The 13041-nt window shown below is 32.0% G+C and carries 3 protein-coding genes; all 3 read right to left on the minus strand.

The genetic code is table 11. The annotated features are described in order from the left end of the window. Positions 1-9618 (minus strand): DUF6443 domain-containing protein (locus tag OA93_RS23640; RefSeq protein WP_131474527.1); only part of this gene is annotated, 9618 nt, incomplete at its 3' end. 38 nt (positions 9619-9656) lie between these two features. After that, entirely contained in the window at positions 9657-10352 is a 696-nt protein-coding gene (locus OA93_RS23645) for a hypothetical protein (protein WP_131474528.1), read from the minus strand. A gap of 4 nt (positions 10353-10356) precedes the next feature. Then, the coding region (locus tag OA93_RS23650) for an immunoglobulin domain-containing protein (protein ID WP_039116730.1) at positions 10357-13041 on the minus strand (2685 nt) is incomplete at its 5' end.

The raw sequence follows: 13041 nt of genomic DNA on the forward strand, positions 1-13041 counted from the left end.
AAAATAATTCGTTTCAATATCCTCAAGTTCCTGACCATTATCTACCCTATAACTAAAATCACAGACTTCAGCTAGTAATCCATTATAAGTTTTGGTTTGGGTTGGACGATGAGTAATTGCTGTAGCACCTATAGAATTTTTGGGCGATCTAATTTCAAGCAAATCCTTTTCTCCACTTCTCATTGCATAATCTTGATCATCTTTTCTTCCGTTAGCTCCCATACTTAACGTAGGCTTAGTTTCATATACGTTTCCGTTTATAGTAATACTTACATCGTAAACATCTGAACTTGAATTTTGATTTATCACTACTTTTAAATCCCATTCATCCTCTGGAATAGCTGTAGCAATAATTTCATAATCTGCCATGTATTCGTAATTATTGTAACGAAGACGGCCATTACCTGATTTATTTCTATAATTTTGATGCTCCCTCATATATTTTATAAGCGAAACTTTTGGTATATATCCTGTAGCCGTTTTTGTAACGGATACTAAAACCGAACTTAAATAGGAATACGAGTTATTGTCTGGCCAAGAATCTCCCTCTTTGTGAGTACCATGTAAGGCTACTAAAAGATTAGTGCCTACATTGGTAGTAGCTATTTTTAAGTGAGTGGCTAATGTTATAGACTCCGTTCTTGGAGTTCCATTTTTAAATAAATTAATATTGTTTTCAGGTTTTTCATCCCAAGTAGCTTTAGTTGTTGGGGTATTAAAATTTAAGCCATATTGATCAACATTAATATCCTTAACTTCTGGAGAAGCAACATTAAGGTTAGCCGAGAGTCTAGCTCCAGATTTAAGTATGCTTTGTACTACATCGGCGGTGATTTCTTTTCTTCCTCTTTCTACACCTAAACGGCTGCTACCATAAATATCCTGTTCTACAAGATAATACTTTGTTGTTGTTCCTTGCTTTACCAGTTCATAAGTACTCAGTACATTGCCTTGTGCATCGCGCTGGTAATAAGTAGTGGTAACATTGGCTCCATTGGTAACTATTTTGGCAGTTCGATTGCCTAGACCATCATACTCAAAACTTATAACTGTACCATTGTCTTTCGCAACCGATTTTACTTTTCCATCTACACGCCAATCGATTTTTAGTCCTTCTTGTTTATCAGTAATTAACTGTCCAATATCATCATATCCATAATTATCGGCAGTTTGATTATCAATATCAAGCGAGGTATCATTAGGATTTTTGGAATCATTTGTAAATACACCATTAGGAACAGCATCATTTACATGACTTAATTTATTAGTGCCTGCTGTATAATTATAAGTAAGCTGGTCCATAAGAGTAATAACTCCTGTAGATAGTGGTGCCCAACGATTCAGTTTGTCTAAGTTTCCGTTACGGTCATAACTGTAGTTAGAATGATACCCGCTAATAGGGCTATTGCTACTTAAATTTTGATTATAAGAAATAGATTGTGAAGTCATCTCTTTAATCCTGTTTAACTGATCGTATTTGTAATAATTAAACTGTGTTGCAATTGTTTTTTGCTGGTTATCTAACAATGAGGTAACCATTTCTTTAATATTACCATTGTATAAGTTTAGATCTTGTTCTAGTTTTCCTTCTTTACTAAAACTAAAAATAAGATTATCTTTTCTATTAAATCGCGACTGGTAATCTCCCGTATAATAATTTAGAGCAAAACCAAAAGCATCCTGAGCAACATTTATATCTATTCCATCTCTACCTACATCATATAGCGGCCCAATTCTTTCGGAATTCACTCCTTTTAACCAACCTTGTAGCGTATAGATATAATCTAGTCCTTGTACTTTTTTATCACCAATTTCTACACGTCCCAATGGGCCATGCTCATAATAAAGGTAATTGGCTTCTTTCTCCCAAATAATATTATCCTTACTGGTATACACCTGCTGAATTCTATTATCCGCATCATATTCATAACGATGTATAAATTGATCTTTACTACTATCGGGCTGATAGGTTACCTTGTTTACGTTACCACTAATCAAATCATAATCATACACTACTTTCTTACGATCTTGTTTGATTTTGTTTAACTCAAGGTTATTATTGGTATGATGTATTAACTCTTTTACATTTCCATGTACATCATAATCGTATAATATAGCGTTACTGTATTTATCGTATGCTTTCATATCGGTTACTTCGGTTGTTAATTGATCATAATAAAGTACAGCTGTTACTCTCTTATGGCAATTATCGGCTCCATAATTCGTAAACCATTCTTTGGTATCTGCTACCGGAACGTCATAAATCGTTTTGGTAACTTGGTCAAATGTTACACCTTGATTATAAGGATACTTATCCATAACTCCATCAACAGGTACTAGGGCATTATTAGTCGTAAAAACGAGTCTTCCATTATCATTAATTGTTAATGCAATACCTGTTTTAACTTCAAACTGTCCTGCTTCGGTTATTCGTCCTAAGCCATCATAGCGAGTATAACTAAAAAGTGGTTTGGCTTTTCTCTGGTTTTCGTTTTGAGAAGCTACAATTCTTCCTAGTGCATCGTATGCAAATCGGGTTACTCCTCCATCGGGAGTTTTTTGCCATACTAATTGGTTTAATGAATTGTAACGGTATTGTGTTTGCATCGTAAGACTTGGAGCCACAGATATACCATTCACCAAAACCAAATCGTCTTTTTCGGGAATCGTTTCTCTTACCGTTTTTATAGTCACATCCGAGCTTGGTGCTAGCCTTTTTACTCCTTCGGGTGGGACAGTCTGAATTAAATTCCCAGCCTGATCATAATAATATAAGGTATATTGATATTCTTTGTCTTGAGAACTTTGTGTTAACGTTTCCGTTAGTCCTTCAAGAGAAGCTTTGAGATAGCGTTGTTTAAATTCTTCTTTTTTATTGGCATAAAAAGTAGCTTCTATTTCTTGTTTACTAGATGCTTTTACTGTATTTCCATATAACTCACATGGGGTTTCTGTACTTGAACCAGGTACAACTGGAATCTCTAAACTAAATGTTGGCACTATGATTACTGGTGCACATATTTTATTATTTGCAACATATTTATCTGCATATTGTGACCAAGTCGATAATTCCTCCGTTTTATTATTTTTTTGTCCAGATACGTAACTTGCATAACTATTAATAGCAGCAGGAGTAACTGGATTACCATATTTTAATTTGGTTGCTCCAAATTCTTCAATAGTTATAAAAAGCGGATTCTGGACTGTTGCTATTTGCAATTTGGTTAAATATGCTATATAATCGGTACTGATATAGCCGAAATTGGCTTCACAAAAATAGCTTGCATCTTTAATTAAATTTTCAGGAATATTATAATCACGAACCGTGGTATTTAAACCTGTTTTAAACTCGTTCCATTTATTGCCACAAATAATCGGGGCCACCGTAGGGGGAATACAAAAAGTGTTACAATTAGTAGTTTCAGATTGTAAAGAAAAAGAACTTGATTTTAACGTAGATTTCAAGAGTCTACCTGAGACTAATTCGTTAGAATTAATTACTAATAAACCATCTTCATCAATAGGATATTCTATAAGGGTAGAGTTAATGTTGGTACCACTTTTTAGAAAGTTATTGGATCTAGGGTACTCTTCATTTATAAAAGTACAGAAAGAGGATGAGCCTGTACCCAAAGATTTTGTTACCATAGCAGCATTTGTAATTGAGATATCATTAACCGTAACTAGTTGCTTATCCTTTTTTGTATAAACTATAGTTGCATAATTCTTATCTATAATATCTATGAAATTTATTTTACTAATTAAGGAGTAATCAGGAAGACGTATACTTAAAGAAGCTACATCTTTAGCTGCACTATTTTGGAAATTAATTACAACTCCGGCATTGTTCGCATAAACACTTACTGTAAACGATGTTATCTCAACAACCTCTGCCATTATCTCTGGATGTGTTGATACATAAAAATCTCGAAGGGCTTGATAATGTTTAACTAAATCTGATTTGGCAACAAAATTACTCATAGTGCTACTACTTGCCACACTTTGTGATTTGTTATATACATTAGTTGCAATTATTGCATTAAAAGCCTCTTTTAAATTTTCTTCAAATTCAGTCTCTCCTCCAGGATTATGAGAACATAGATTTGTTTTAGGAGGTAAGGGAATTGCACCATGATTGCTTAGTAACTGGCAAAAGTCCATGTATGTTATATTTCGTGGCCCTAGCTCAATACTATTTCCGAAAGACACATCCTTAACTTCTATAATTTCATTGTCGATATTTGTATAAATAATATTAACTGACTGATCATCAATAATATTTATAGAGTTAATTCTCTTAATAGAAGATGGTTTTATAATACCTCCTAATAAAATAGAAGCTTCACATTCATATTTACTATTGAAAAATTTAATATCCATAATATTTACATCATCTCTCATTTCCACAGAAAAAGTTGAAAGTTGGATGGGTGTTTTATAACCTTCTGTAAAATCCGAAGGAGAGTAGTAGTCTTTAGCTGCCTGAAAAAGTTCTATTAGTTTTGATTTATTTATAAAATCAGCCATTTTAGTGGCTTTAGGGTTATTAAAAGAGTATTGGGGTGTAAAGATTTTATTTGCTATTATTTCGTTAAGACCCTCTTTTAAATTTTCTACATAATTAGATGCCTCATCAGAATACCCTTCGCATATATTAACTTTTTCATCACAAAGATCTCCAGAACCATCGCCATTATGGTCCCACTCTCCACAAGAAGAGCAACAGCTAAAATAAAGCGGGTTATTTAAATTTCCAGAAGTAACTTTTCCTGATATTTGTACTTTAACAAAACCCCATTTAGTTGATATTCTTAATTTGTTATAGCGGTTATCTTGTAAATCGCCTATAGAAATATTGCTAATACGATCTCTTCCTAATGTATAACCTGATAAATCTATTACCATACGATTGTTATCATTAACAGTAATGGTAATACCATTGGTATTATTTTTCCACTTTACAACATCTCCTTGTTTAATTCCAAAATAGGCATACAAATAACCACTTGTAAAAACAGGATTTGTAGTTATGTTTAATTCGTTGCTAGTAATACTTTTACTAGATTGTAAATCGAATACCAGACTTCTAAAAGCATCATTAAATTTTTCTTTTTTATCACATGGTGCAACCGCTAGATCATTACAACCATTTATATCAGCTCTTGTTGTCCCTTCGATGATTATTTCTTCTGGGGACATGCAATTTGTAGTACTGTTTTTTCTTTTTACAACAGCTAAAATTTGAAATGTGTATGTTTTATCGGTAATATTATATCCTGGCAGTGCGTAAATACTTTTAAACTCAATGATATCTTCCCATTTTGGAGGATTTACCACTATACCACAAGGGTTTTTATAATCGTTTTTACTATTTGTAAATCTTAATTGAATAGGAGTTGCAATATCATTATTCATATAAGTAAAGCCAATATTAAGATTACCCGAAGCGTCTTGGGTAGCTTTTATTTTTGGAGTTTGGGTAGCTGTTTCTAAATTGAAACTTGCATTTATTTGTGCATCAAACAATTCTTTGGTTAAATACGGCATACTCGAGGTACTTAAACCATTAACCAATAGTCCCTGACTCTGGATAGTCGGATCTAGTAACCCTTTTAAGAAATTTTCCAAATCGTTTGCTCTTGGGCACTTACCTGTTTCAACATACATCCCAACCTCTGTAGCTTTCTTTACTTCGGCAAGAATTTGTTCGTCACTAAGCGATGCATCATAACTAAAATCAGCAGGGATAAATCTTTTTTCTTTATTTTGATATAAGGCGACAGTTACATCCGAACATGCCAACTCCACCCCAGTACTCGCAGGAGTTGTATCGGGTACTTGAGGTGTTTGAGGAATGGTATTTATTAAAGTTGTAAGTCTTTCAAAGTTATTTGGGGTAGCGACTATGTATTTTTTAAATATCGAAGTAAATGTATCCGAACTCTCGGTATTGCCTATACAATCATTATAATTATTATTTTTACTCGCATAAATATGAGAAAAAACAGTGCGTGTTTTTTGTTTAAATGCAGTGTAATAGGTTCTGAAATTAATCCATATTTTTTGCTTTACATTAACATCACTCATGTTATTAATATGACTTAACAACATACTGTTTGATTTGTCTATAAATTCTTCGTAGGCAGCCTGAGGAGCGAGACCATTAGAGTAAACAGCAAAATAATATGCTGCCTTTAACATGTTTAGTCTTTTTGAATTCTGGAGTACCAAACCATCAAAGTTTTGATTCATAGCTTCTTTCATTAAATCTTTACGAAGCTTATAGTCTGTATCAGATTCTACACTACTTTTAGAATTATAAAATGGATCGCTATCATCTGTTTGGGCATCAATATTTAATAATTTTGAGATTATTCCATTTGATGCAAATATTGTATTATCAACAACTACTTTAGTCTCTGAATCAAAATAATCTACGTTTGCCAATCTCTCATCAAATCCATCCGAATTATTCCCATCTCCATTAAACTTGTTGCATAGTGCACTATTATATACATAATACTGATATTCTGGATGATAAGGCAACAGTGCTTCTGCCCAACTTGGTTGCCATAATGCGACAAAATCAGACACATACTGCAAATACTTTGGTTGTACCAAAAATACATTTGAATCATTATTCGGATCTTGATCTTTAGGATTTATAACAGCATCATTTACTAAACTTGGTTTATAAGTTCCCTCCCCCACTAATTCTACTCTTATTGTCGATGGTGTCCCATTTTCGTCTTTGTAAGATCCTCCAAAAGGATTTCTCCAGTTATTATGGGAAATTTTTATTTCTTCAAGTTTATTAGTTTCAGAATTAGTCTCCATAACTGTACTATAACCACCGTACAATAATTGATTGTTATCATTAAAAAGGCTTAGAGGATCTGTTGTTTTAGTCAAAATAGAATCATCATTATAAGTTTCTATCCCTTCGATTGATCCATATTGCCCATTCGGGCTAACATCATTTAACAACATCTCTAAATTAAGATTACAAACATTAATAGGTTGTCTACATAATTCTCGACATCCCATAAGTAGTCCTCTAAATTCATATTTAAAATCTGCAACTTTAGGAAGTATTACTTTTTGATTAATATTCGGATTAATAAATTGTGCCCCATTATAGGTAAATGCAGTCGTTTCAAAAAAGTTATTCAAGTTTTTAATAACATATTGTGTTTCAGCCGAAATAATATAAGTCTCTCTGGCAGCAATATTCCCCAAAGCAGCCTCATCTGGTGAAAACTTTAAATTAAACGCTTCGCATTCTGCTATGGTAAGGTTCTCACATACCAATGATTGCTCACAGCTTTTACAAGTCACATTACAATCTTCAATAGTAACGTCTGCTTCTAAGGATACTAAATCTGGTAAACATTTTTTGTTTTTTATTAATTCAGCAATGTAATCATCAGCATATTCATTTAATACATCTTGATTTACATGAATATCTTTACTTAAAGGATAAGTACCTACTTTTAAAAACTTACCTTGAAATTGTCCCTTATATTCTTTTTTTATTTTTAAGGGAGATGTACTAAAAGAGTTGAGATTAGATACTCCAATTTTTGAAGATAACAGATCTGTCCCAATAAGTAATTCATCGGCACAATCATTTTTCATACCTATTGACCAATCGTAAACAAATGGATATTGTTTCCCATTCAAACAATCATCTGTATATGAACTTACTGTTTTATTTAAGGTGTATTCAATTTTTATTTCCCCTTCCTTTATAACCGAAACAGGTGTATTTAATCTCATACCATCTTCATAGATACCACTGCTTCCAGAAGCGTATTTGTCGTTATTTGATAATAAATTGGTAGTAGTCGTTAAATGTAAAGTCGAATCTGTTTCATCATTAAGAGATAAAAGATTTCCATTATTATCCCCAACGAGAGCAGTCGCAATTGTTCTTCCTTGAGGATCTATATAACTTACGCTGATTTGCCCATTAGGATCTATAACAGTATTCTTTTTATAATGCGAAAAATCTCCTACTTTATACCCAAATAGTCTGTTTAGTTCCTCTTGCTTTGGTTGTCCATAAAAGTATTGCATTTCATGCCCCTTACCTATTTGATGATCTAATCCTACACCACCTTTTCTTTTTATTCTTCCAGTATTATCCGGAGTATATTCTATTTGAGAAAAAGGATAACCTTTAGCATCGGGAACAAAATCCTGATAATTACCCCATTGCAAATTATTTTCGGAATAATATTTACTTGCACCTGCTACATTTGACATACTAGAAACTGATACAGGAGCACAATCCAAAACGGTTGGATTATCCCAGTCAAAATCATTATGTGTATAAAGTATATTTTTTGAATTTAGAGTTAGACGATCATAAAAATGAATTCCAGAAGCTTCAATTGGAGCTGGTAAAACCTCGATAGCAGCCCTACCCTGATTGTCATAAATTACCTCACCTACAATAGTTTTATTATCAGAATTTATTTTGGTTACTGTTTGTCTGTTACGAAGACTCCCATCAAAATAGCTTACTACTTCTTTTTTCTTTCCTTCTTCGGCAAAAGAAGATTGATATTGCCAGTTTTTCTTTCCTAATTCATGAGCCTGATCTATTTCAATTATATGAGGCCAGTCACTTATAAGCATAAATGAGCCTGTAAGTCCAGAAGACCATGTACCATAAAAGTTTTTAGAGGTGTCATCTAGAAATCTTCCTATAGGTCGTATTCTGTAAACCAAATACCCTTTAGAATATACTAGGGGAATTCTATAACTAGTATTCTTTGTTTCAATTCTTGTGCTATTTAATTTAAAGTCTTGCTCAGTTAAAGCAATTTCATTTGTAGCTAATTTTCCACCTTCTTTTTTATAATTATCAATCCAAGTCCATTCAACTTCATATTCTACAGCAGGTGCATTCTTATCTTCAACCCAGTTAATGACCAATTCTTCGGCACCATCGCTGGCTTTATAAACTTCTACCTCCTTTGTTCCGTAATATTTTACAAATTTACGAGTGATTGGGAGTACCGATGTAAATTGCGTCGCACTCAACTGCATATTATAATAACGATCTGTATTAAATTTTAATTCTAAATAAGCAGAAGAATTTGATACCGTTGTAACCACATTATTAGAATCATAATACTTTATAGACTCTACTTTTACATCGGCCTTATGGATCCCTGGCAATTGATACACGGCATAATCATCCAATCGAGCCCCTTTGGTTACATTGTCATGTTTTATCTTTAGAGTTACCAAAAAGGGATTGGGATATGTTTTTTGTACATTTTTATTATCCTTATATGAAGTCAATATATTTCCTGCATCATCAAATGGTATTATCCTTAATGTAATCTCACTATAATACACACTGCTATAAGCTAAATCGGATAGTTTATCATTAAACCCAAAATAAATTGATACCACTGGATTTATAGAGGTAAAAACATTTTGTTTGCTCAAATCGGCAAATTTAGAATCTACAACGCGTAATGTAGGTTGCCCATTTAATTGAGTACCTTGTTTTTTATCTCCTAAAGACTCTTCTTGCTGGCTGAATGCAAACAATGAAAACAGTGTAAATACAAATGCTATTAAATACTTGTTGATATACATAATATCTATCTTTTATTTTATTTATTGGAAATACTTCTTTAATCAAGAATTTCATATTTTTTTAAACGCTCAGACAAAACAATCTGTTTTTTATCCGATATCGTAAAATATGTATTGCTATTAAAAAAAGAAGCACTAACTGGATTTCTGCTATAATTAGTATTGGTAACTTCTAATCTTGGATAATGAGAATCTGGATTTCGATAATCTTTAGAAAAGTTGATTGCAGTATTGTAATAAAAGATTTGTTTTTGTAAAAAATAATGCTTCGTAATCTGCACCACAATTTTTGAATATGGAAGGCTGGAATAAGGTTTTGTAATCAAAGTTATTTCCCAATAAGTTTTATAATCAAGAAATTTTTCAATCTTACACAAATCAAGTAATGGTTTCATATCAAAATCTCCTAAATAATTAGCCACAGGATTTAAAATTTGAATCGCTTTTTCCGAATGATTAATTTTAAGAAATACTTTTTTTGAATTCAGAATTTCGCTATCTCCAATTTTCATATAAACCTCATTAAGTTCATTTTTATAAAAAGTACCATTATAACTTTCTTCAATTTTTTTAGAATCAAAATCTTTATATAATGCATAACTTGATCTGTATTGTAAAGGCTTAGCGATACTATATTGTTTTCCTAATTTTTGAAAAACGTCACTTACACTCTGAGTATAGACCACACAGCAATTAAATATGGCCCATACATATATTATTTTTTTATAAAACATATTTTTAAGGATTTGCATTTATGAAGCTACCAGAGCGCGTTTCTTGAATTGTTTTTACTCCTTTTTCAGTTTCTTTCTTAACACGAACCAAACCTCCTTCATTATCATACTCATAAAAAGTACTGTAATTGTTTTCGTCCAACTCTGCCATTAGTTTGAATGTTTCTGGATCATATACAAATGATTTTACACTGCCTTGTAGCGGATGAATTCTAATATCATCAAAATATACAGGTATACTAGGGCTATTATTCTCTAGCTGAATACCAATTGTAATCGTTTTTTCGGGAATCTTGAATTTTTGTACAATACGTTGCCAACCATCAATAATATTTCCAGAAGCTTTTACCGATAAGGAATCTATTCGATGTGCTGGTATATCCAAAGCTTCTTTCCTGTTATAAAAAATAATTTTGATTATTGGATTGTCATAGGTTTTAACTTGAGTAAATAACTCTTCTTTTACCCAAGCACTCAATATATATTCTTTATTAGGTTCGGGTTTAAATGAAAGACAATCATCACAAAAATATTTTACCGAAGCAGTACCACAAACTATTTTATTGTCGGCAAGTTTGTCTGAAAAATAGGTTTCATCAGATCCTAACAAACTAAAATCATCATGTCCATAATAAGTTCCTTTATCAAATTGATTGATATCCGATTTTGGAAATTGTGTATCTGGAAGCTCTAATAAATATTTTAACGATTTGGTAAGATGGGTTGTTACTGTATTTACAAGATTGTTGTTATTAGGATCTCCTGTAGGTGATGAAAATTTATTTGTATAAAAAGTCTCATCAACATAAAATCCATTTTCAATCCCTACAACATATAAATGTGGTGAGTTTGGATTGCTTCCAGGAGCATTATTAAATTTTTTCATAGTTTCTTTTAACCCTTTAACATCGGCTGTCTGGCAGCCATCGGTTATCATGATTACCAAGTTTGGCTTGATAGAATAACTTAAAGCCCCTTCTAAACCACTTTTCCAATAATCGGAGGAAGCACTAATTCCTGTTTTTCCATTTCTTTTTCCAAAAGCATCTATCCATGTATTAAATTGGTTTAAACTTGCTGGAGTATTGGTTAATTTCGTTGGTTTTATAAAATCCGTTCTTGTATTTTCATCACTATCCGACATTCCTGTTAATGAAACATAAATATTGGATCCAATATCATCGTTTGTTAGAGCTTGTTGCAGAACAAATGATTTTAATTGCTTCTTAATTTTATTAGCTGCTTTTTGATCAATGGATCCCGATTCATCTACTACAATCGCAATATGGGATACGCATGATAATTCCGATACACAAAAATTAATATTCCGAACATATCCATTCGGATTGTTTGTACCATTATTATAGTTTACAGTGACAATGTTTTTTGCAAGGGCATCTTTATATTTGCTCAGGTCGATATTTGTAATAGAACCTGAAAGAGATTTAGGTAATTCTACATCATTTCCTATAGAACTTTCCGAAAACGAAAAGTTTATGTCACTACTAGTATTACTAAAATTGTAAATCTTCTCTTTAGAATCTATTACATATGGAGATAAAGCCATTATTTCTTTTCGTGCATAGGTATTTACATCAGTACCATTTGGGGTACTTACCAATTTGTTGATTAATGAAATAAACAGACGTTGTATTTCTGGTGCATGTGAATTGGTTTTAGCACAAGAAACAAATGGAAGACAACTCTCTACAATAATCTTTTCAGAAAATAAAGTCTGGCAATTTTCTACACCATCTACTATTAATTTTATTTCATATTCACCCTCTAATTCAGGTTTAAATGTATATAACCCAGTTGTATTTGTTAGAGTATGTACAATAATCCCCGAACTGTTTGTACTGCTCCATGTATAATTTAGATTGGTAGATGTTGTTTCGAATACAAAATTGAAGGCCTCTTTAACACAATTTTTATCAATAACAGATATTCTCTTTATAAATGTACTTATACATCCTTTAGCATCTGTTACAAGCAATGTAATAGTATAATCACCATCCTTAGTAAATTTGTAGAAGTAAAAATCTGTTGTTTCTGACTCTTTTTTTACTACTATTTTCCCATCGTCACTTTTTATTGTCCAATCATAATAAGCTAGGTTCGTAGCTTTAGTCTCAAACGAAAAGATACTTTCTGCCTCGGTATAAAATTTTTCAGAATCTGATTTTATAGTTCCCAAAGTAGTTGTACATGCTCCCGTAGTCAAAGTTATTGTAGCTCTCTTTAAAACTAAATAATCTACAATATTTTTATAATTTGAAAGAATTGGATGTCTTGCTTCACAATAATAAGTTCCTGCATCAGGCGATGTTATATTTGATATGGTATATTGTCTAGAAGTAGCCCCTGGGATTACTTTTCCATTTTTAAACCATTGAAAATTTTCTTCAGGTAAATACCTATTATCCTCATACATTGTCATTGTAATACTCGTTCCAATAGTACCATTGATTGTTTTAGGAAGGTCTACTAATTTTTGAGTATTATAAGAAAACTTTGTTCTGTTATTAAGAATAGGATACTGGGACATTAAGTCGATAAACCTAAATTTATTACCATGTAAACCAAAATTTGCTGACAATCCAATTTTGTCCAGATTAGGAATAGGTCCTTCTAATAGATTATATGATAAATTAAAAGCAGAAGAAAGATTGGTTAACTGACTTATTTC

Source organism: Flavobacterium sp. KMS (assembly GCF_000813005.1).
Lineage (GTDB): Bacteria > Bacteroidota > Bacteroidia > Flavobacteriales > Flavobacteriaceae > Flavobacterium.